Source organism: Acinetobacter bouvetii DSM 14964 = CIP 107468 (assembly GCF_000368865.1).
Taxonomy (GTDB): Bacteria; Pseudomonadota; Gammaproteobacteria; order Pseudomonadales; family Moraxellaceae; genus Acinetobacter; species Acinetobacter bouvetii.
This window is the reverse complement of sequence record NZ_KB849725.1, coordinates 537,992-559,479: the sequence shown is the minus strand read 5'-3', so window position 1 is coordinate 559,479 and position 21,488 is coordinate 537,992. Positions and strand designations below refer to the sequence as shown.

Below are 21,488 nucleotides of genomic sequence, written 5' to 3'. Positions count from 1 at the left end.
GCAATTTGATTCTCCCGATACACATTGCCTAACTCAGCTGCCTTTTGCACTTTTTTCATCTTCCCGCGCTGTTTTACAAGGCAAGGCGCTCTTTATTTTTGCTGAAAATAGCCGGGCCAATGCCTTTGACCTCCTGAATTTCCTCAATACTTTTAAATTTTCCATTTTTATTGCGGTAATCCACAATGGCTTCTGCTTTCTTTTGACCAATGCCGCTGAGCTGCTGAAATTGCTCGACGCTGGCCGAATTCAGCCTGATTTTTTGACTCGCGCTGTTAGATGCCGCACTGAGCGCAGGCTTGGATAAATAATAGTTTTTCGATACGGGCGCTGAAGAATGGCTGACTGATGCACTTTTAAGCTGGCTGTCCTGTGTTTGCTGGTCCGATTTCCATTGCTGATATGCTGCATTTGACGGCGCCGCTGCGCTCGCCCAAGCAATGCTGATAGTGACGAGCAGGATCAGCAGGATAAAAAGCTGAAATTTATTCAAGTTGCGGTTTTTCATATAAAGCCTGTTGTTTAAATTGTTGTTTCGCCTGCTCCCAAAGCTGATCCATCTCAGCCAATGACAGGTCTTCTATATTTTTATTCTGCAATGCTGCCTGCGTTTCAATGTAGGCAAAACGGGTGCGGAATTTATGGACAGTGCCCAATAACGCCATTTCACTCGAGATGCTGAGTTTACGGCCAATATTCACCAGAGAAAATAAGCAATCACCAAACTCTTCCCTAATTTCGTCGGAATTCTGATTTTCAAGCGCCTGTTTAAATTCAGCAAGCTCCTCTTCTAATTTGCTATAGGCATCTTCAAGTTTGGCAAAATCAAAGCCAATTTTAGCGGCATTTTTTTGAATTTCTTCTGCCTGCTGCAAGGCAGGGCCATGCTTAATCTGATCTAAGCGTGACTGAACTTTACCCGCTTTTTCTTTGCGCTTAATGTCCTGCCACAACACAGCCACATCATCAGCGCTTAATTGCGAAAACTGTTCGGCTTGAAACACATGGGGGTGCCGGCGAACCAATTTATCGCAAATGGCCTGTACCACATCCTGAAAATCAAATGCGCCCTGCTCGCTGTACATTTGCGACTGAAACACCACCTGCAGCAGCAAATCCCCCAGCTCATCACGCACATCGTCCGCTTTGCCGCCACGCACAGCTGCTTCGATTTCATAGGCTTCTTCTATGGCATAACGCGTTAAAGATTCAGGCGTCTGCTGCTGATCCCAAGGACATTTTTCACGTAATTCACGCATGATGCTCAACAGCTGTTCCATAATCTGCCTCTTTATTTAATTTAGATTTCTGCTCGATTGCATCTTTTTCACCCCAATAATTTGGTATGCTCAAAATCAATATAAGGAAGAAAAAGACAGGGAGAAGAATAACATGCCGAGCATCTTGATTAGCGGCGCAGGCCAAGGCATTGGCGCTGCGGCAGCCAAATTATTTTACCAGCAGGGCTATAAAGTCGGCATTTACGACATTAATGCAGTGCAAACGCAGAAACTGGCGCAACAGCTGGGCGAGAATGCCAAAGCAGGGCTACTGGATGTTGCCAACATTGAACACTGGCAAAAAGCCCTGACAGAATTTACACAATGGGCCGGTGAGCTGAATGTGTTGGTGAATAATGCCGGCATTCTCTATTCAGGCGCTTTTGAGCATACCGATATCGCTTCGCATCACCGCACTATTGATATTAATGTAAAAGGGGTGATAAACGGCTGCTATGCGTCTTTGCCTTATTTGCAAAAAGCGGCGTTTGCACGGGTGATTAACTTATCTTCCGCTTCTGCCATTTATGGCCAGGCCGACTTGGCCACGTATTCCGCCAGTAAATTTGCAGTACGCGGCCTAACAGAAAGCCTGGATATTGAATGGCAAAAATACGGCATACGGGTGCTGGATGTTATGCCGCTGTTTGTGCAGACCGCGATGGTGAAAGATATGGATGCAGAAAGCATTCGTAAAATGGGGGTTCATTTGACGCCTGATGATGTCGCCGAGCAAATTTTGAGTTTGGCCACACTTAAAGCCCATGCCTTCACCCCAACGCATCGCGCCGTGGGTTTCAAAACAAAGGTTCTGTTTAATTTATCTAAAATCAGCCCTCAGTTTGTAAACCGCTTAAGCAATTTATGGATTGCTCAAAAACAATCGGCTTTAGAAAAATAGTTCAATCCACCAAATAAAAAACCGCCATATGGCGGTTTTTTATCAACGCTGCATAAGATTAGCGTTTAAATTTCTTCTCAGCCTTTTTAAATTTCTGAACATAACGGCGCTTACGCGCAGCTGTGCGTTCATCCATTTGCGATTTACGGCCTTCAAATGGGTTTTCAGAGGTCTTAAATTCAATACGGACCGGCGTGCCTTCAAGCTTGTACACTTTACGGAACACGTTTTCTAAATAACGGCGGTAATCCGCAGGGGTTTTATCCACCTTGTTGCCGTGCACTACAATTGTTGGCGGATTTTGCCCGCCAATATGCGCATAGCGCATTTTAATGCGGCGGCCACCCACCATCGGAGGCTGATGCGCTTCTGTCGCATCGCTTAAAATTTGGGTAATTTTTGCAGGCGAAACTTTCAAATGCGAAGAGTCATAAGCGCGGTGGATTGATGGATAAAGATCGCCAACCCCAGTGCCATGCAATGCAGAAATCAAATGAATTTTTGCCCATGGAATAAAATCAAAGCGGCGTTCCACATCCAGCTTGCATTGCTTGCGGTCATACTCGGTCATGTTGTCCCATTTATTGACTGCAATCACCATCGCGCGGCCGGCTTCCAGCGCATAGCCAATCAAATGCAGATCCTGCTCAACAATCCCGTCACGGGCATCAACCACAACCACAACCACATGCGCATCTTTCATGGCTTGCAGTGTTTTCACAATTGAGAATTTCTCAATCATTTCATCTACTTTGCCTTTACGGCGCACGCCAGCGGTATCAATCAGCGTGTATTTACGCCCATCCCGCTCGAATGGAATATATACAGAGTCACGGGTAGTGCCGGGCTGGTCAAATGCAACCACGCGCTCTTCGCCAAGCAAGCGGTTAACTAAGGTCGATTTGCCCACATTTGGACGGCCGATAATCGCCAAACGCAGACCGGTATCCCGGTCATGCAGTTCAGGATTTTCATCTTCCGGCACAGAAGCAAGCACTTCTTCCAGCATTTGCTGTACACCGCGGCCATGGCTGGCTGCGACTTGCAACGGTTCGCCCATGCCAAGCTTGTAAAATTCAACCAATGCCGCTTCCGCATGCACGCCATCCACTTTGTTGGCAACCAGAAAGACTTTTTTGCCAAGTGTGCGCAAGTCACGGGCAATCTGTTCATCAGATGCCAGCAATCCGGCACGGGCATCCACAACAAACATAATCATGTCTGCTTCATGGATGGCTGTTTTGGACTGCTCGGCCATGTACGAATCAATACCGCCTTCTGTTTCGCCGATACCGCCAGTATCAACCACAATGAAGGATTTATTTTGGTAAGTCGCATCGCCATATTTACGGTCACGTGTCAGACCGGCAAAGTCAGCAACGAGCGCATCCCGGCTCTTGGTGATCTGGTTAAACAACGTTGATTTTCCGACGTTCGGACGACCAATGAGCGCAATTACGGGTTTCATAGATTAACCTTTATTCAAGATCAGCCAGTTTGGTCTGGTCTGAACATCAGAAAGTATTGGAAGAATAAGGATTAGGACAAATGCCTAAATAAAAACACGGGGCATTGACTGTTCAATCCCCCGCGTTCAAAAAATTCGGTTGCACTTATTTTAACATAAGCTGCAAAAATTAACGATTCTGCCAAACACTCATTGCACCTTTACGTGTTGACACATAAAGCTGATTATCAATGACACGCAGCGTACGCACTTCACCGCTGGTTTTAGAACGGCCGATGATTGCACCGGTGCTTGGGTCAATTAGATGCAGTACGCCATCCAAATCACCAACCACCAAATCATTGCCCAGCATCACTGGGTTGCTCAGCTGACGGTTCAGCAGCTGGTCATTTTCCCACAGCTTGTTGCCGGTGGTAATTTCATAAGCTGTAATCTTACCATCAGTTTGCGCAACAAACACCCCATTGCCTTTCACTTCCGGGCGCTGAATGCTGCTGGCATCCTCACTCCATACAACCTGCTGTGAAGCCAGGTCCAGTACCGTCACTTGCCCCTGATAGCTGGTGGTGACAACAAACTGGCCGGCTACAGCTGGCTCACCGTCAATATCAATCAAGCGCTGAATGTCTGAACGGCCTTCTGAAACAGCAACACGGCGCTGCATCTTAGGCGTGCCGCTAATGGCATCAATGGCATAAATATAAGCATTTGCAGAAGCAATCAGCACATTGCGCGCATCTAAAGCAACAGGCGCTGCCTGGCCGCGCAAGCTGAACTGTACATTCGGCAGATTATAGGTCCACGCCTGTTTGCCGGTTTCCACTTCATGCGCAAACACAGTTCCGTCATTCGCCACAGTAATAACACGGCCAGCATGAATCAGTGATGGCGCAAGAATAGCGCCAGACAGCTGCGCTGTCCATTTAGTTTCACCTGTTGCCTGATCTAAAGCGAACAATTGACCTTTTGGGCTGCCGACAACCACTAAGCCGTCTTTCGCTTCCACACCTGAGCTTAAGCCCTGTTTTGAAATTTTCTTTTGCCAAAGGCGCTGCTTGCCTTGGAAAGCTTCAACTTCACCGTTTGGATTAATAACAAAAATAACGCCATGATCCACGTCTAAACGCATGCGCAATGGATCAGCTTCATCCGTCGAAGCCACATTTTGAGAAAATACAGGAACCAGTGTTTTCGCCTGTTCAAGTTTCGGCAGCGGACTCGGCTTTGCCTCTTCGACTTTCACGCCTTTATTTGCACAGCCTGCAAGCGCAAGCGTTAAAACTGTCAGTGCACACGCAATTTTGTATTGTCTATTCATTCAGTTTCTTCCACTTGGGTCTCTAAAATCGGGCGTTCGATTTCAGGATCATCGACTAAAACGCCTACACTTTCGAGTTTAATTTGTAAAATTTGACGTTCTTCTTTACGTTCAATCAATGCATCCCATGCACTTTGATATACTTTTTTTGCATTTTCAATATCATTTTTGGCAACATACACATCACCGCGCGCTTCATCAGCCGTCGCTTTAAATGCAGGATCTGTTACTGCTTCTAATGTTTTCAGCGCTTCATCATATTTCTTTTGCGCCAGCTGCGCATAAGCCAAGCGCAGTTTTACAATTTGGATCAAGCCGTCATCACCGGCTTTGACATTTTCAACTTTCTTCAAGGCTTTTTCAGCGCTGGCGTAATCAGCTTTATCATAAGCCAATTTAGCCATGACCAGTTGCGCCTGAATCGCTTGAGGAGAATCTGGCGCTTCTTTCATGATGCTGTCCGCAGATGTGGACAGCTGCGAAAATGCATCGCCCTGCGCTGATTTAGCGCTGTCCATCAACTGCTGCACTTTAGCCGTCGCCGTCTGTGACTCAGCCAAAGTTTTCTTCTGCCAATATTCCCATCCGAAAAAGGCAATCAACGCAATTAAAATCCCGCTAATAATGGCCGAACCATATTTTTTAGAGAAAGATTTTAAATTATCAAGTTGTTCATCATCACTTAATGCGTTCATCTGTCGATCCTTTTCCTTATGTTTTCTGACTTATTTTGAAGAAAGTTTTTCAATGATAAACGGCACAAAACCGCCTACCGCAACTTCAGCCTGTTCTGCAGTGGCCAATTCCTTAACTAGAACCTGCTGTGCTTCCTGTTCACGCTCACCAAAGATGACCGCAAACAACGCGCCCGCCTGATCCGCTTTTTTCATTTGCGACTTCATTGACCCCTGTGAACCGACTTTGAGGCGGATGGCGCTGTTTGCATTTTCAAACTGGTCACGGATCTGCTCTGCCAATACCAGCGCTTTGCCTTGCGTAGCCGGATCAGACACCAAGAAGATTTCACAGTCACACACTGGCGTATGGTCTTCCACTTGCTCAAGAAGCAGCAGTAAACGCTCCATGCCCATCGCAAAACCAACAGCAGGGACAGTTTGATCCGCCTTTCCTTTGAGCTGGCCGACCAAACCGTCATAGCGTCCGCCTGCACAAACAGTGCCTTGCGAACCCAATAAAGTGGTCGTCCATTCAAAGACTGTTTTGTTGTAATAATCTAAACCGCGAACCAATTTTTGATTAATCACAAATTTTACGCCAGCATCCATCAAATACTGCTGCAATTGCGCAAAGTGATTCATGGTATCTTCACCCATAAAATCATGCAGTTTTGGCGCACTTTCTAAAATTTGCTGTGTTTTGGCATCTTTTGAATCCAAAATACGCAATGGGTTTGTAGTCAAACGGCGCTGTGAATCTTCATCTAAATCAGCTTTGTGTGATTCTAAGAATTCAACCAAAGCTGCACGGTAAGCTGCGCGCTCATCAGACTCACCTAAAGTATTCAGTTCCAGCTGCACTTTATCCGCTACGCCCATGCGTTTCCATAAGCGCGCTGTCATCAAAATCAGTTCTGCATCCTGATCTGGTGTAGACACGCCAAAGGTTTCCACACCAAACTGATGGAACTGGCGGTAACGGCCCTTCTGCGGCTTTTCATAGCGGAACATCGGCCCCACATACCAGACACGCGGCGCAGCGCCGCGAAGCAGATTATGTTCCAGCATAGCGCGTACACAGCCTGCTGTGCCTTCTGGGCGCAAAGTCAAAGACTCAGGCGGGTTGCCTTTATCTAAGAAGGTATACATTTCTTTTTCAACGATATCCGTTGCATCACCGATAGAGCGTTTAAACAGATTGGTCTGTTCAACAATCGGCAGACGGATTTGCTGATAGCCGTAAGCATCCATTAAAGATGCTAAATGCTGCTCGAGACGTCTCCACGCAGGTGTTTGCGTAGGGAGGATATCGTTAAAACCTTTAATTGCGACAATTGAACTCATGATTTACTGCGTATAATTTCTTTAGATTTTGCTTCTTCAAGCGCCTTAACTCGTTGACGAACCATCGTTTCGATTTCATCAACCAACTGATTTGTGTCAATTAAATGACTTTTCTCGCCATTACGATACACCAGTGAACGCGGACTTGCACCTACCACGCCAATATCGGCTTCTTTGGCTTCGCCCGGGCCATTCACTTTGCAGCCAATCACTGAGACATTCATGGGCGTGCGCACATCTTCCAAACGCTCTTCCAAGGCCTGCATCACTTTAATGACATTAAATTCCTGGCGTGAGCAGCTTGGACAGGCAATAAAGTTAATGCCGTTTGAACGCAGTCCCAGTGATTTTAAAATATCAAAACCGATTTTGACTTCTTCTTCCGGCTCGGCCGCAAGCGAGATGCGCATGGTATCGCCTATGCCTTCCATCAGCAGGCCGCCTAAAGCGATGGCAGACTTCACGGAGCCTGTACGGTAAACACCAGCCTCAGTCACACCCAGATGCAATGGATTGTCAATTTGCGCCGACAGCAAGCGGTAGGCATCCATGGTTAAAAAGACATTCGATGCTTTGACTGAAATTTTAAATTCCTGAAAATCTAAGCGGTCCAGAATATCAATATGGCGCATGGCGGATTCCAGCAATGCCTGCCCTGTCGGCTCGCCATATTTTTTCTGAATATCTTTTTCTAAAGAACCCGCATTCACGCCAATCCGCATAGAAATATCATTATGGCGGGCAGCCGCCACCACTTCGCGGATTTTCGCTTCTGAACCAATATTGCCGGGGTTGATGCGCAGGCAATCTGCGCCTAAATCAGCGACACGCAGCGCAATTTTATAGTCGAAGTGAATGTCTGCAACTAACGGTACAGTGACACGTTTGCGAATCTCGCCAAAAGCTTCAGCCGCTTCCATACTCGGTACAGAAACACGCATTATATCGGCACCGACATCCGCGCAGCGCTGAATTTGCGCCACGGTCGCATCAACATCGCAGGTTTCTGTATTGGTCATGCTTTGAATGCTGATCGGGGCATCTCCGCCCACATAGACAGAACCGACACGGATTTTTCGAGTTGGACGGCGTTGAATTGGATTTACAATCATTATTTCACTCTACCCCTAGCCATTAACGAGATAAACGGAAGTCAGCTTTGCCGTTTACGGTATATGGCGACAATGAAATACTTTCATTATTTAAACTTAATGACACAGCTTCCGCATCATCCAGACGGATTTGGAATGGCGCCTCACCATTCAGGCTCAGTGCAGATGACTGGCGGCCAGTGGCAAGAACTTTACCTGTGGAATCGACAATATTCACCGATGTTGGACGGCTGAAGTTCAAACTCAATTGATCCCCTGAAGCAGACGCAGCGCCGCCAGCACTCATGACCTGCACTTCAGGCTGCGCTTGCGCATCAGCCACTGCCGCATCTTTACTGCCCGACATGTTCTGAACAACAGACACCAAAACAGCCAGCACGGCAATCACCGCCACTGCGATCAGGCCGCGCTTCATCCACTTGCGGTTGCGGTCACGGTTTGAACCCGGCAGCTTGCCCATAATCCGGATTGGGGAGTTATTTAATGCATGGTTCGGCAGCATGCCGGTATCGTTAGCGTAAATATCATCAAAACGCTGAATAATACTGGTTGCGTCCACTTTTAAGTATTTAGCATAAATACGGTAATAGCCCTTAATGAACGTTGCTTCCGGCAGAGTTTTATATTCGTCCTGCTCCAGCGCTGTTAGGGTTTTTACAGGAATATTCAATTCCTTCGCCGCATCATCCAGCTCAAGCTTTTGAGTCATGCGGATTTGGCGCAAGTACTCACCTGGACGCTGAACATTTCCTAACGCATTGGGAGCTGCGCTCGAAGGATTCGATTGCGGTGAATTAGGATTTACTTCCATACGGCCTCAGTACTGTACTGTAATTGCAAATAACGCTGGTATTCAGGGCTTTCCGGGTAAAGCGCGCGAAGCTGGTTTACCAGCACCTGCATCCCCATTTTGTCCCCATTCGCACGTGCGATGCGCATACCAAGCCAAAGCGCGCGAGCGCTTTGGTTCTGCTGCCCCACGGCACGTACGAACTGTTCATACATTTGCGTTGCGGCAGCGGTTTGCTGGTTCAAATAAAAAATTTCTGCCAACTCTAGCATTGAAACATAAGAATCACGATTGGCTTGCAAAGCCTTTTTGAATGTTTTTTCAGCATTCGCAACATCGTCCAGTTTCAAGTAAATTCGGCCTGCGTTTTCAAGCGATCTGGAGCGCTGATCATAGCCTAATGTGGCGCCAGCAATGACCAACTGCTCGAGCGCCTCATTATAGCGCCCAACTTGATATAAATACGTACCATAGTTGTTACGCGCTTGCGCATTTTTTGGCTCCAGAGAAATGGCGCGCCGGAAATAACCATCGGCTTTCTCCAGATTCAGCTTACTGCCTTCCTGCTGCAATAAAACGCCCATCATCATATTGGCTTGCGCATCCCGCGGATTCGTTTCCAAGGATTGATCCAGAGCACGCTTAGCAGCGTCCAAATCTCCAGATTTAATATACTCTACAGCCAATTGAGTACGCACCTTGGCTGCTTTTTCCGGATCTTTTTTTCCCAGCGAATCCGGTGTCTGACACGCAGTCAGCACTGCCGCCGACAGGCAGAAAGATGTCATCAAAGCAAATTTATACGTTAAGGTTCTCAATTGACGGCCTCTTTATTATCCTTGCGAACGCAGAATCTCATTTTGCTGCGCCACTTTTTTCTTCCACTGTTCTGCACGGCGGGTACGGTCTGCAACTTGCCCCACAAGCTGTCCGCACGCAGCATCAATATCATCGCCGCGTGTCTGACGAATCGTACACACAAAACCGGCATCAGACAAAGTTTTTTGGAAAGAAATAATCCGGTTACGGCTCGAGCGGCCATATGGCGCATGCGGAAATGGATTAAATGGAATTAAATTAATTTTGCTTGGCAGGTTTTTCAGTAGCTTAATCATTTGCTGTGCATGTTCAGGATAGTCATTGACGCCATCCAGCATCACATATTCAATGGTGACGTGTTTGCGTGAACTTTCATTGCCGTCTTTAGCGATATAGCGCTGACATGCAGCAATCAGCTGCTCCAATGGATACTTTTTATTGATTGGCACGAGTTCATTACGTAATTCATCGTTCGGCGCATGCAGTGAGATAGCCAGTGCAACATCAATATCTTTCACCATCTGATCAATCTTCGGTACGACACCTGAAGTTGACAGCGTTACACGGCGCTTCGACATGCCATAAGCAAAGTCATCCAGCATGGTACGCATAGAGTTCAGCACGGCATCATAGTTCAGCAGCGGCTCACCCATGCCCATCATCACCACATTGGTTACCGAACGTTCACGCTCAAGTACAGGCACATCTTCCATATAAGAATAGTTGGCCATCCACAGCTGGCCAATAATTTCCGCTTGGCTCAAATCACGCTGAAAACCTTGCTTGCCCGTCGAACAGAATGAACAGTCCAGCGCACAGCCCACTTGTGAAGAAATGCATAAGGTACGGCGCAAGCCGCTGCGATGCTCAGCTGGAATCAGCACAGTCTCAACCAATGAACCTTCGCCATCGCCGACACGGAACACCCATTTGCGGGTGCCGTCTTTAGAATAGTTTTTATGTACCACTTCCGGCGCTTTAATTTCACAAATTTTTTCTAATTTTTCACGCAACTTGCCCGAAATATTGGTCATTTCAGCAAAATCAGTCACAAAGAACTGATGAATCCATTTCATCACCTGTCCTGCACGGAATTTCTTCTCACCCATGTCTTCGAAGAATTTTTCCATTTGCGGACGCGACATGCCGAGTAAATTCACTTTCTCCACAGCTGTTTGCTGCGCAGGAGCGGATGGAGATTGCTGCTGTTCAGCCGAAACCGCAGAGACAGAGACTACTTCAGTACTCATGTGTAATTACCTAAACCATGTCTAAAGATGAAAGGAGAAGCTCAATAAACGAGCAAAGTTTTATTCAGGAAATAAAAAAACCAGATAAGCATGATAACACTTATCTGGCTTGAATACTTCGAATTAACGAGTACGCGGAGCAATCTCAGTTTGAGCGAAGAAGTAGTTAACTTCACGGTCAGCAGATGCTACAGAGTCAGAACCGTGAGCAGCGTTTTCGTCGATGCTTACAGCGAAGTCAGCGCGGATTGTGCCTGGAGCAGCTTCTTTAGGGTTAGTTGCGCCAAGGATGTCACGGTGAGCAAGAACTGCGTTTTCGCCTTCAAGGACTGAAACAACAACTGGACCAGAAGTCATGAATGCAACTAAGTCAGCAAAGAAACCGCGTTCTTTGTGCTCAGCGTAGAAGCCTTCAGCTTCAGCTTGAGTCAAGTGTTTCATTTTAGTTGCAACGATTTGAAGACCCGCTTTTTCGAAACGAGCAAAAATGTCGCCGATGTGGTTTTTAGCAACTGCGTCTGGTTTAACGATAGATAAAGTACGTTCGATAGCCATGATAGGCTCCTTAAGTCATAATGTTGACAGGAAAATTTGGCGCATTATACCCAATAATGCGCTATTTTCTGCTTTTCAAATGTAAAAAAATTGCTTTTTTCGATGAGCCCCTAGCTGGCTTCATCAATCCAAGCCATTTGAATCGCTTCCAGCAAACCTTCTGTTGATTTATCCGGGTTGTCTGAAAAATCAGGCAAAGCGCACACCCAGGCATGCAGATCTGTAAAGCGGATCCATTGCGGATCTACATCCGGATGCGCTTCATAAAGCTCAATCGCGATGTCAATGGTATCTGTCCAGCGTAAACCCATGGGTCTTCCTAACATCTTTAAATGATGCCGTACTTTAACAAAATTTTCGAAAACTGCACCATCTTCAAAGTGTATTCATGCCATTTTTTATAGCGCAATATTGCACAGCGGCGCGCTGAGAACGATGCCGCTGGCAACCGCTCCGCCAATCATAGCACCAACCGCGACATCGCTTGGATAATGCAGCCCCAGCACCATGCGGGACAGCGCCACCAGTACCGTGAAAGGCAGCATTAAAACCAGCAGAATCGGCTGCACATAGCCTAAAACTGTCGTCGTCATCACCGCATGCAGCGTATGGCCGGAAGGAAAGCTGAAATGATCCAGCGGACGCTCACCCAAACGAATCACCTGATGCACTTGATAAGGCCGCGGACGCACAGTTTTCTTTTTTAACAGTTTATAAATACTGGTTCCGACTGAACCGCCTAGCATTAAATACAGCATTTGCAGCCCATACATCAGCCCTTGCAGGATCCACACGGCAGCCAGCATGACATACCAGAACATGCCATCACCCAGACGGCTGATGATTTTAAAAAATTGCGCCACCCGTTCTGAACGGGAAAATGTGTTGAGATAAATACAGCCTTTTAAATCGAGATCAAGCATTCTTATTTTTGCATTTTTAAGTTTCACTATTCTCTCCTCGAGCGCTTTGGCTTGGCTTAAATCATTGCAGGATCGCCTTTGCCGCTGAATACAACGCCTGTTCGAATTGCTGAACGGGATATTGCCAGCCAATATCCTGAATATCCTCTCTTGCTTTCAGCCCCATGCGCTTCAGCGCCTGCCTGTCAGGCAATTGGTGAATGCGCTGGATAAATGCGGCCGTATCACCCAATTGGCACAGCCATCCCGTTTGCTGGCGCACGTGCTGCTGTGCGCAGGCATAATCATAAGCAATAACAGGCAAACCGCTTGCCAATGCTTCCAGCACAACATTGCCAAAAGTTTCGACCTGGCTGGCAAAAACGAAAACATCTGCGCTGGCATAGGCTTCTGACAACTTTGCATCACTCAAGCTGCCGGTAAAAATCACTTGCGCCGCAGGATTTAACCGCTGCAGTTTTTGACGCTCCGGGCCATCTCCGACAATTACCAATACCGTTTTCTGCCTGCTGATTTTTTGCATTGCAGTGAATGCATTGACAATCACATGCACTTCTTTTTCTGGCGACAGCCTGCCGACATACAGCAACACTTTTGTCTGTTCATCTGCGCCCCACTGCTGGCGCAGCTGAGATGAAGCGTGCTTAGGATGAAAACAGTCTACATCCACCCCGCGGCCAACCACAGCCATTGGGCAGCGCACTCCTAAATCTAGCAAAGATTGTGCCGTATCTTTGCTTGGCACACAGGTCAATTGTGTATTGTTATGAAACCAGCATAGATAGTGCTGAATCGGCTTCAGCAAGAATGCCAAATCGAAGAACCGGCTAAAATCATGAAATGCTGAATGAAAACCGCTGGACACCGGGATATTTCTAACTTTTGCCGCCTGCAGCGCCGCCAAACCCAGCGGCCCTTCCGTGACAATATGCACCACATCAGGCGAAAACTCACTGATTGCGCTGGATACTTTTAAAAACTGCGGCCAGCCGAATTTGAGAGAAGGATAACGCGGAATGGCCTGCGCCACCACCAAACATTCCTTATTTGGCGAAAAATGACCGCTGACCCGTTTCTGCTGCGGACGAATTAAAAGAATTTTATGCCCCTGCTGTTGCAGGCCTTTGCATAATTGCAGCAAAGATAGGGCGACACCGTTAATTTCCGGCGGCCATGTTTCAGTTACGACAGCTATTTTAAGCCGCGGCCGCACCAGATCATTCAGCACGCGGTGCTCATTTTGAATATATTGCGTATTTTTATTCTTAAAATAGAACTTAAAATTTTCTGGAACGTCTTGTTGTTTTAAATGACCGAATGCAGATAGCTGTTCCATATCTTACCTATCATTTGAGTTTTACCCCAAGTATAGGAAGCGTTTCTTTCAATTTAATGATATTTCGATGACAGTTCCAATATGGCTTGACGGCGCAAAAATGCGCCTCAATTAAAATTCCCTATAGCGCTCCTTAAAAAGACAGCCGCCCCGCATAAGCATAGGCGGCTGCTGATCACTAGGGCTAGATCAAAAGAGGAACCTTGCCGCAGATCAAACCGATATAAACAGTTTCTTAAAAAATTAAGCTGATATACAAATCATCCGTATAGTCGCCCGCCGGCGTCATAGCGTTTGGCCGCTCAATCAGCTGCACAGTGACTATATACTGATCAGAGCCTGATTGAGTCATAGGTGTCCCCCAGCGGGAACCGGAACCTCCTGAAATATTCATCTGCGTTTGCAAACGCCCTAAACGGCCATTGGTTAAATAGCTTCTGCCCGATACACCCTCAGCATTGCGCGTTCTAAACTGAATCGCATATTTCAAATCACAATTCACCTTAAAAGACAGCGCTGACCGCGTTTGTGACGTTGCATTCAGCTGAAGCTGACTCGAACTCATTCGATCAATTTGGCATTGCTGGGCATGACCGCTTGCGGCAATCACCAGCCCAGCCAAGCCTAATAAATATTTAATGTTCATCACGCACTCCTTACTTACAGACAACACGCAACGGTTGAGAACTGGCTTCTGCCTCTTTCGCCTCCTTCTCAGTAATATTCACATCAAATGAACAAGTTGCGTTATCGCCATATAGAACTGACATTGTATGGGTTCCAGCAGTCATGCCATATACAGTCACTGATGCATCCGATGTAATTGGATATACATCCCCATTCGCTAGATGAAGTTCAGAACCCGGTTTAAAGTTTGCGCCATTGATATCTTGCGGATGCAGCGTCAGGATAAACGTATGCTGAATTGGGAAGTCAACCACATAGCCGCGCTGATTTAGTGTCGTTAATGGTTTAGATGAAACCTCATATTTTTCTTCTATTGGCAGCTGATTTTCATCAAAACCAATATCATATTTAATATAAGGAACAATATCATGCACAAAGGCATAGCCTTTCTTATTGGTTTTTTCCACGTGGTTTAATGCGCTTAATACATCAATATCTGAGTAATTGCCCACCTTAACCAAAGCAAATGCATTATTAATGGATTTCGTAAAATTAACTTGCCCATCCAAAAATGCAATTGCTCCGCTGTATCCGATGGTTGAATCTGTTTCATGCTCATAGTGATAATGCTGAATGCTCAGGTCGCCCGCGCGGGTTTTTGCAACCACGTTCAAGCTGGCAATATTTTCATCCTGGCGGCGGTTGGCGCCAATGGCATAATCCAAGCCAACTTGGCGCCCGCTGTCATGCACATATTGCACGCTGGCATTGCTATTCTCTGATGCATAGTTCAAATAGACTTTATTTCGGGTATCAAAATTATAGGTTATGTTTAAGATACCGCCGCTGTCTTTAATCGCGCCAAAGCGTTCAAAGTAGCCTAATCCGAACGAAATATTATTCCCTATTTGCCTGTTAAAACCGATATTGAAAATTTTGTCGTCATTAAAGGGGTTGCTGCCGCCCTGATAATATTTTTGCTCTGCATAGCTCATGTTTATATTTTGAAAAAAAGGCACTTCGCTAAAGGTGACATAGGCAAAGTTTTCAAACTTAGGCACTGCATTATCCTGCAGCGGATCATCTCCGACATAGCTAAAATTATCTTCGGCATATTTGGAGCTGATCCCCAAGGACATCCGGCTGAATTCCTTACTTAAAGACAAGCCATATAAAAATCTTGAACCGTCATTGGAATGCGCATTGATAACAAGGGCGTCTAAAACTACAAAATACGGCAATCCTTGTGTCCAAGTGATACCCGTATTTTGCAAATCCTGCGTATATGAAATATTGGTGCCCAAAGAGGTGGTTTCACTTAGCCCTCTGCGGTAATAAAGATTGGCTAGAAAATCCCGGTAATCATTGCTTGAGGTGTAATAGTTATAGCGGAGTTTTCCTAAAGAGATATTGTATTCACTCAGCCCTTTACGCAGCAGTTTATTATTGATGAGGATGGGCAATGTTCTAACGCTTCGATTGCCCAGCACATCCTCAACAACAATCTGCGCATTGCCGGTGTAGTTGACCTGTGAACCCGTCTGCAGTACATAATCACCAGGACTGACCTTTTGATTATATATTTTCACACCATTCATATACAGCTCTACGGTAGACGGCAATCTTGCTGTACCTTGCAATTGCGGCGTATTCCAATAAACAAAGCCTGGGCGTTCTAAATAATTTGTACCCCAGTTGATCCCGGCAAACCGCAGCGAATTGAAAAATGGATTAGAAACTGTGGTTGCATCACCTAAAGTTAATTTGGTGAGCTTATCTGGAAAATCAAAATCGAGGCTGGTGCCGATACGCACGGTTTTTTCATCCATCGCCTCGCTGTTATACAGCATTGAATTTTTAAAAAACCAGTAGTCCTTAAAAATACCCAGATCGACCAGTCCATTGTATCCAGTCAAAAACTCAGAATTGTTATATTGCACTTCATAATTAATGAACCCGCCCAAGTTGGCCTTTTCCGGCCGGTCAAATTCATAAAGCCCGTAACGGCTAGTTAAAAAAAACTGACTGGGGATGGTCAGCTTAATCGCCTGACTTTCTTCATCAAAATCAGCTTTCAATTGATCATTTGAGACCAAACAGAAGTCATTGGCGCCATCCAGCTGGCTCAACAATTTAGCATCTACATTGCGTTCAGTCAGCAAAGCGCATTCAATATAATAATTTGCATCCCGTTTAATTAATGTTGCATCTACATTTTGATTAAGATTATTTATCCATAAATTGGCAATAAATTTTTCAGATGGCAAATCACCGGCATGAGCGCTGACAACCAAAAAAAAATTCACCATGACTATTATTTTTTTATTTATAGCCATATTGATTCTCCCAATAATTAGTTAAATAATTTCATCTCAACTGCTTTTTTCGAGTTATTTGTTTCTAGTACTACGCTATATTTTTTTGGATCTGTTAAATTGATATTTTTTAAATCATAAAATATTTTATGCTTAGCCAGCACATAAGCCATTGTATCGTTGCTGAAAATTACTTTTCTTTGCTCATCCAGCAGTTTCAGATTAGTCACTTGCACATGGGAATTTGCAAGGTTATTTAAAATCAGGTGCCCATTTTTTACCTCAAAATTAACTTTAAGATTATCCTGCTTGCCCACAAACAAGGGTAAATTAAAGTTAACTAAAAATTTCACCATCATTTGATTGCCCACTGGGGTAATTTCATCGATGATAATCCGCCATGCCTGCTCCTCTGCTGTATTTAAACCTTGGGCAACTGACGGTGTAAAACCGACCCGTATCGCTTGTTTTTTGTTTGGCTGTAAAATAAAATTTTTGGGATTGATAATAATATTATTATCAGGTTCCAGGACGTTTTCACCCTGTTCTGTTTGCGTCCACTTAAATACCTTGACTTCAAAAACCCGCTTCTCTGTTTCATCAACAGATTCCAAAGTCAGTGTTGTCGATTTCAGCTTATTCGGGTTGTCTATAAACAGCTGTACAGGTGAGACTGAAACCCCGGCAAAAGCTTTGATGGCAAACAGCAGCGATGTCATAAAAATCAATAAATTTTTTTTCATTATTTCGCTCTTTTTTTTAATTGTAATCAATCTGACTCATTGCTGGCAACAAGTCAGATTTTGCATTCTGCTTTCTTATTTATACTGTACTAAACCTTGCTATGGTCAGTAAATAGCCACTTTTAGTAATATACACGGATTTTGTATGTATCAGTGTAATCACCAGCAGCTGCGGTTGCTGGAACAGCAACTTTGGTGCGCGCTGTCACAGTGAAATTATCAACTGACATGCCTGCATAGTTATTGTTGCCCCAAGTTGGAGCAGCTGGGCCAGCACTGCCTGAAGTTTTCGCAGTGGTAATCACTGTGTCAATTGTATTGCTGCCATTCTTCACAAACGTATTGTTGCTGGTATTGGCATTTGCTGTAGTTAAGTTCAAAATATAATGCGTATTTGTGGTTACGCTATAGCTTGAAGTCACATTGCTTGCATCTGTTTTTAACACCAGATCTTTCGGATCAGAAATAGTGCATTTTTTAGGCACGGTTAATTTAATTGGAATATCTCGGCTGCAGCCTAGATCAGTACAGCCCTGCCAGCGATCGTTATCGCCGCCTTTAGCAGCATCGTCTGCAAAAGCGCCTGCTGAACATGCACCTAGTACTAATGCTGCTAGAGCAGCTTGTGTCATTTTATTCATGATGGATTCTCCATAAATTTATTATCTAGCCACCACTTATTCGAATAGGATTGTTTAGCGATACTGATCATTAAGTCATTTAATCTAATCAATCTTCATTTCTTCCAAGGGCATAACCATTGTTCAACAAAATTTATAAAAAATAATTTATATTGCATTTTTCACACAATGTGTGAAATGCGTCACACATTTATACAGATAGAGTGGTAATTTTCATGTTTATTATGAATTTATAAATTTGTTTCACAATATTACAATCAAAATCTTGATAAAAAAAAAGAATGCGCAAATGTTTTTTTGATTTTTCGGCGCCTAAATAAATGTTATTTCATTAATAAGTTTTTCCATTTAAATTACATTAAATTACATTAAACCCCGATTTTTCTTCATTTTTAGCTTATTTACATCTATTTTATTTTACTATTCATCTATTTTTTTGAACATTTCCTATCATGTATTAAATGTTGATAAGTTTAATAAATACGAATACCCAAAATTAGGGATTGTTTCTTGAACAAAATTTGATATTTTTAGACTAAAAAATACACAATATGTCACAAATTTACAAAATTATTTGAAGGCTTTCAAACTCCACATAGAAAACAAACATAGAGAAATTTTAAGAACCGCCTTCCGCTTAAGTGAAAAATACTGCATTTATTTAATTTTTTTACCACCTAAAGTACGCTTTGCTTAATATTTCCCTTCCCGCCTCAAGCAGCTATTCTCTAATCTTCAGCGCTTGCATTTAAATACCCCGCGGTACTGCAGCCATTTTAAACAAGCACAATCATTGACTCTTACCCGCCTCAATGAATTGAGTATTCTACAAAAGCCAATACGATCACCCCCTGCATGTTCACCTTTATGACAATAAAAAAACGCAGACTTGAACTGACAAATCTGCGTTTTACAAAAATTGGCATGAAAATCAAGCAATGCAGCTTTAACTCACACAGGATTCCATCTTATTCTTGAATACGGTTCAATAGGCCATTTTGCACTTGATACAACTGGGCATTTCCAAAATCTATCTGCTGCTTTTCGCCATGCAATGCAGGAAAGCCAGCTATTTTTTCTAACTGCGGTGAGCGCTGAAATTGCTTGGTTTTTGGATTATACATCCAATAAATAAAGCGCTTATCTTCAACTTTCCGGCTGTCAGAAGTATCCGCCAGCACAACATCGTAATAGCCATCAAAATTAACATCCAGAAAGCCAATACTGCCTGCATAGGCCGTAAATCCCGTTAAACTCTGCATCACAGAATTATTAGCTTTATTAATAATATCCAGCCGCTTTAAAGCTTTGCCATAGGGCTGACTTCCACCTTCAGCGCCGTAAAATTTAAATACAATGATCGGCTTATCAGCCGCCTTGAAAGCTGGCTCGAAGTGTATAGTGGCATTTTCTGCTGCATCTGATGATGCCAGTACAGATGCCATTAAACCCGTATTGGCGTCCAGCTTGCCACTCAATTCATATTTGGGCGCCGACTCATCCATGCTGTCTACGCTGACGGATTTAAGATTCAGCTGATCCCCTTTTTGATTTCCCTTAAAGGCAATGCTTTTAGTTTCCGCCAAATCTTTCAGCACCCCATGCGGATTCCATATGCCCGCATACAAATCTAAAAAGTAGCGGCCATCGGTCGATCGCAGCATTCTCTGCATAGAGACTCGGACACTGCCAATGGATTTCAGCTGTTCATTGCCCGATGGAACAGCAGGGCTTTCAGCGGAACTTAAGCTAGAAAAAGCTACTGCAGCAATACAAAGGAGAGTTTTTTTATTCATTGCGGAGCCACACTCAAAAAAAGAATGATTTATGAGTAATGTATCACAACATTTTTGCAACAGCGTGAAACGCTTTTTATGAGTTTTGCAGCAAAAGCATAGCGGTTTGACTTATTTTTTTTTCAAGCATCCCATTTTCAACGTCCACGCAACACCTTTCAATTTTAGATGCATAAACTCCGCCAATTCCAAATTGCAGATTAAGCAAAGCATCCTGCGAAATTTTCAGCTCTTGAAGATACATGCCGTACCGTAAAAACTGACTGAATCCTCCAAACAAGAGACATCTAAACCTTAAGCCTCCAATAGCTTCAAGCCTGCATCAACGTCCGCATGTTGATAAGAAACGTTCTTTTTACAGTTCTAAAATCAACTCAATCAAAAACTGCATTTTTTTCTTGGTCTAAAATCCTGCCCGCTTGACTCTTTTAAGGTACGTAATTTTGATCTTCCCATCCCAATAAAAAACCCACTCAATCGAGTGGGTTTTTTAAAAGAAAACTAAAACTTAGTTTTTCTCTTTATCTACGATTTTGTTCGCTTGAATCCAAGGCATCATTGCACGCAGCTTGTTACCCGTTACTTCGATACCGTGAGCAGCATTTTGACGGCGGCGCGCAGTCATCGATGGGTAGTTCAATGCACCTTCTTGAATGAACATCTTCGCATATTCACCAGATTGAATACGTTTAAGCGCATTGCGCATTGCTTCACGAGACTGTTCGTTGATTACTTCAGTACCAGTCACATATTCACCGTACTCAGCATTGTTTGATACTGAGTAGTTCATGTCCGCGATACCGCCTTCGAACATCAAATCAACGATTAACTTAAGTTCATGCAAGCATTCGAAGTAAGCCATTTCAGGCGCATAACCAGCTTCAACCAAAGTTTCGAAGCCCATTTTTACCAATTCAACCGCGCCGCCGCAAAGAACTGCTTGTTCACCGAATAAGTCAGTTTCAGTTTCTTCACGGAAAGAAGTTTCGATGATACCTGTACGGCCGCCGCCTACGCCTGAAGCATAAGAAAGCGCAACGTTACGTGCATTACCAGAAGCATCTTGGTGGATCGCGATTAAGTCAGGAACACCTGAACCGCGCTGGTATTCAGAACGTACTGTGTGGCCTGGCGCTTTTGGAGCAACCATAATTACATCTAAGTCAGCGCGCGGCACAACTTGGTTATAAAGAATAGAGAAACCGTGAGCAAATGCTAAAGTTGCGCCTTCTTTGATGTTTGGTTCAATCACGTCGCGGTAAAGCTGAGATTGGAACTCATCTGGAGTCAAAATCATCACCACGTCAGCTTGCGCAACAGCAGCAGGAACTTCAGCAACTTTAAGACCTGAATTCTCAGCTTTTTTCCAAGAAGCAGAATTAGCGCGCAAACCAACAGTTACGTCTACACCGGAATCTTTAAGGTTAAGCGCATGTGCATGACCTTGAGAACCGTAACCAATAATCGCTACTTTTTTACCTTGGATGATGGATAAGTCTGTGTCTTTATCATAAAAAATTTGCATTGCTGTCTCCGCTTAAATGCTTTGTTTCCTTACTTAATAAGTGAGTTCTTATTTTCACTCAATTAAGC

21 protein-coding genes are annotated in these 21,488 nt (G+C 44.4%); 1 reads left to right on the top strand and 20 read right to left on the bottom strand.

Annotated elements, in window-relative coordinates; translation table 11 throughout:
* Window positions 1-73: 73 nt before the first annotated feature.
* Together F941_RS02685 and mazG are read right to left on the bottom strand one after the other, a co-directional pair.
* Window positions 74-508: a ComEA family DNA-binding protein gene (locus F941_RS02685; RefSeq protein WP_005007498.1), complete on the bottom strand. Its 435-nt coding sequence runs from the start codon at window positions 506-508 to the stop codon at window positions 74-76.
* Entirely contained in the window at window positions 486-1,280 is a 795-nt protein-coding gene (gene mazG, locus F941_RS02680) for a nucleoside triphosphate pyrophosphohydrolase (protein ID WP_005007495.1), read from the bottom strand. Before mazG ends, F941_RS02685 begins: the two co-directional genes overlap by 23 nt.
* 112 nt (window positions 1,281-1,392) lie before the next feature.
* Here mazG and F941_RS02675 point away from each other — a divergent pair, with 112 nt between their 5' ends.
* Window positions 1,393-2,181 carry an SDR family oxidoreductase gene (locus F941_RS02675; protein WP_005007491.1) on the top strand — a complete coding sequence of 263 codons (789 nt, stop codon included), beginning with the start codon at window positions 1,393-1,395 and terminating at the stop codon, window positions 2,179-2,181.
* 58 nt (window positions 2,182-2,239) lie between these two features.
* Here F941_RS02675 and der read toward each other — a convergent pair whose 3' ends face one another.
* From der to ilvC, 18 genes are all read right to left on the bottom strand, one after another.
* Window positions 2,240-3,649: a ribosome biogenesis GTPase Der gene (gene der / locus F941_RS02670; RefSeq protein WP_005007489.1), complete on the bottom strand. Its 1,410-nt coding sequence runs from the start codon at window positions 3,647-3,649 to the stop codon at window positions 2,240-2,242.
* A gap of 169 nt (window positions 3,650-3,818) precedes the next feature.
* The gene (gene bamB / locus F941_RS02665) at window positions 3,819-4,967 is read right to left on the bottom strand and encodes an outer membrane protein assembly factor BamB (protein ID WP_005007487.1); all 1,149 of its coding nucleotides are present in this window, start codon (window positions 4,965-4,967) and stop codon (window positions 3,819-3,821) included.
* Window positions 4,964-5,662, bottom strand: a complete 699-nt coding sequence (locus tag F941_RS02660; protein WP_005007485.1) for a YfgM family protein — start codon at window positions 5,660-5,662, stop codon at window positions 4,964-4,966. Before F941_RS02660 ends, bamB begins: the two co-directional genes overlap by 4 nt.
* 30 nt (window positions 5,663-5,692) lie before the next feature.
* Window positions 5,693-6,988, bottom strand: a complete 1,296-nt coding sequence (hisS, locus tag F941_RS02655) for a histidine--tRNA ligase (protein WP_005007484.1) — start codon at window positions 6,986-6,988, stop codon at window positions 5,693-5,695.
* Entirely contained in the window at window positions 6,985-8,100 is a 1,116-nt protein-coding gene (gene ispG, locus F941_RS02650) for a flavodoxin-dependent (E)-4-hydroxy-3-methylbut-2-enyl-diphosphate synthase (protein ID WP_005007482.1), read from the bottom strand. The genes hisS and ispG overlap by 4 nt, the downstream gene beginning before the upstream one ends.
* A gap of 22 nt (window positions 8,101-8,122) precedes the next feature.
* Entirely contained in the window at window positions 8,123-8,911 is a 789-nt protein-coding gene (locus tag F941_RS02645; RefSeq protein ID WP_005007480.1) for a helix-turn-helix domain-containing protein, read from the bottom strand.
* Window positions 8,902-9,678, bottom strand: a complete 777-nt coding sequence (gene pilW, locus F941_RS02640) for a type IV pilus biogenesis/stability protein PilW (protein WP_018572782.1) — start codon at window positions 9,676-9,678, stop codon at window positions 8,902-8,904. Before pilW ends, F941_RS02645 begins: the two co-directional genes overlap by 10 nt.
* A 45-nt stretch (window positions 9,679-9,723) precedes the next feature.
* Window positions 9,724-10,959, bottom strand: coding sequence for a dual-specificity RNA methyltransferase RlmN (gene rlmN, locus F941_RS02635; RefSeq protein ID WP_005007476.1), 1,236 nt, complete (start codon window positions 10,957-10,959; stop codon window positions 9,724-9,726).
* A gap of 123 nt (window positions 10,960-11,082) precedes the next feature.
* A complete protein-coding gene (ndk, locus tag F941_RS02630; protein WP_004647460.1) occupies window positions 11,083-11,514 on the bottom strand; it encodes a nucleoside-diphosphate kinase in 432 nt (143 codons plus the stop codon).
* 110 nt (window positions 11,515-11,624) lie between these two features.
* Window positions 11,625-11,825 (bottom strand): Fe-S cluster assembly protein IscX, encoded by a 201-nt coding sequence (gene iscX / locus F941_RS02625; RefSeq protein ID WP_005007475.1) that lies wholly within the window; start codon window positions 11,823-11,825, stop codon window positions 11,625-11,627.
* 87 nt (window positions 11,826-11,912) lie between these two features.
* Window positions 11,913-12,464, bottom strand: a complete 552-nt coding sequence (locus F941_RS02620) for a phosphatase PAP2 family protein (RefSeq protein WP_005007471.1) — start codon at window positions 12,462-12,464, stop codon at window positions 11,913-11,915.
* Window positions 12,465-12,498: 34 nt separating this feature from the next.
* Window positions 12,499-13,773, bottom strand: a complete 1,275-nt coding sequence (locus F941_RS02615; RefSeq protein WP_005007468.1) for a glycosyltransferase family 4 protein — start codon at window positions 13,771-13,773, stop codon at window positions 12,499-12,501.
* A 235-nt stretch (window positions 13,774-14,008) separates the two neighbouring features.
* Window positions 14,009-14,419, bottom strand: coding sequence for a hypothetical protein (locus F941_RS02610; protein ID WP_005007461.1), 411 nt, complete (start codon window positions 14,417-14,419; stop codon window positions 14,009-14,011).
* A gap of 10 nt (window positions 14,420-14,429) precedes the next feature.
* Window positions 14,430-16,736: a fimbria/pilus outer membrane usher protein gene (locus F941_RS02605; protein WP_005007459.1), complete on the bottom strand. Its 2,307-nt coding sequence runs from the start codon at window positions 16,734-16,736 to the stop codon at window positions 14,430-14,432.
* 17 nt (window positions 16,737-16,753) lie between these two features.
* Window positions 16,754-17,488 carry a fimbrial biogenesis chaperone gene (locus F941_RS02600; protein ID WP_228128331.1) on the bottom strand — a complete coding sequence of 245 codons (735 nt, stop codon included), beginning with the start codon at window positions 17,486-17,488 and terminating at the stop codon, window positions 16,754-16,756.
* Window positions 17,489-17,580: 92 nt separating this feature from the next.
* Window positions 17,581-18,099 (bottom strand): hypothetical protein, encoded by a 519-nt coding sequence (locus F941_RS02595; protein WP_005007452.1) that lies wholly within the window; start codon window positions 18,097-18,099, stop codon window positions 17,581-17,583.
* Window positions 18,100-19,067: 968 nt separating this feature from the next.
* Entirely contained in the window at window positions 19,068-19,895 is an 828-nt protein-coding gene (locus F941_RS02590) for an XAC2610-related protein (protein ID WP_005007443.1), read from the bottom strand.
* Window positions 19,896-20,403: 508 nt separating this feature from the next.
* Window positions 20,404-21,420 carry a ketol-acid reductoisomerase gene (gene ilvC / locus F941_RS02585; protein ID WP_005007441.1) on the bottom strand — a complete coding sequence of 339 codons (1,017 nt, stop codon included), beginning with the start codon at window positions 21,418-21,420 and terminating at the stop codon, window positions 20,404-20,406.
* Window positions 21,421-21,488: the final 68 nt, after the last annotated feature.

Coding starts and splice junctions, on each gene's coding strand:
- F941_RS02645 (WP_005007480.1), bottom strand. CDS start 8,911: ATGGAAGTAAATCCTAATTCACCGCAATCGAATCCTTCGAGCGCAGCT.
- bamB (WP_005007487.1), bottom strand. CDS start 4,967: ATGAATAGACAATACAAAATTGCGTGTGCACTGACAGTTTTAACGCTT.
- F941_RS02610 (WP_005007461.1), bottom strand. CDS start 14,419: ATGAACATTAAATATTTATTAGGCTTGGCTGGGCTGGTGATTGCCGCA.
- ilvC (WP_005007441.1), bottom strand. CDS start 21,420: ATGCAAATTTTTTATGATAAAGACACAGACTTATCCATCATCCAAGGT.
- mazG (WP_005007495.1), bottom strand. CDS start 1,280: ATGGAACAGCTGTTGAGCATCATGCGTGAATTACGTGAAAAATGTCCT.
- F941_RS02615 (WP_005007468.1), bottom strand. CDS start 13,773: ATGGAACAGCTATCTGCATTCGGTCATTTAAAACAACAAGACGTTCCA.
- F941_RS02675 (WP_005007491.1), top strand. CDS start 1,393: ATGCCGAGCATCTTGATTAGCGGCGCAGGCCAAGGCATTGGCGCTGCG.
- iscX (WP_005007475.1), bottom strand. CDS start 11,825: ATGGGTTTACGCTGGACAGATACCATTGACATCGCGATTGAGCTTTAT.
- ndk (WP_004647460.1), bottom strand. CDS start 11,514: ATGGCTATCGAACGTACTTTATCTATCGTTAAACCAGACGCAGTTGCT.
- F941_RS02605 (WP_005007459.1), bottom strand. CDS start 16,736: ATGGCTATAAATAAAAAAATAATAGTCATGGTGAATTTTTTTTTGGTT.
- F941_RS02660 (WP_005007485.1), bottom strand. CDS start 5,662: ATGAACGCATTAAGTGATGATGAACAACTTGATAATTTAAAATCTTTC.
- rlmN (WP_005007476.1), bottom strand. CDS start 10,959: ATGAGTACTGAAGTAGTCTCTGTCTCTGCGGTTTCGGCTGAACAGCAG.
- F941_RS02595 (WP_005007452.1), bottom strand. CDS start 18,099: ATGAATAAAATGACACAAGCTGCTCTAGCAGCATTAGTACTAGGTGCA.
- der (WP_005007489.1), bottom strand. CDS start 3,649: ATGAAACCCGTAATTGCGCTCATTGGTCGTCCGAACGTCGGAAAATCA.
- F941_RS02685 (WP_005007498.1), bottom strand. CDS start 508: ATGAAAAACCGCAACTTGAATAAATTTCAGCTTTTTATCCTGCTGATC.
- hisS (WP_005007484.1), bottom strand. CDS start 6,988: ATGAGTTCAATTGTCGCAATTAAAGGTTTTAACGATATCCTCCCTACG.
- ispG (WP_005007482.1), bottom strand. CDS start 8,100: ATGATTGTAAATCCAATTCAACGCCGTCCAACTCGAAAAATCCGTGTC.
- F941_RS02590 (WP_005007443.1), bottom strand. CDS start 19,895: ATGAATAAAAAAACTCTCCTTTGTATTGCTGCAGTAGCTTTTTCTAGC.
- pilW (WP_018572782.1), bottom strand. CDS start 9,678: ATGACATCTTTCTGCCTGTCGGCGGCAGTGCTGACTGCGTGTCAGACA.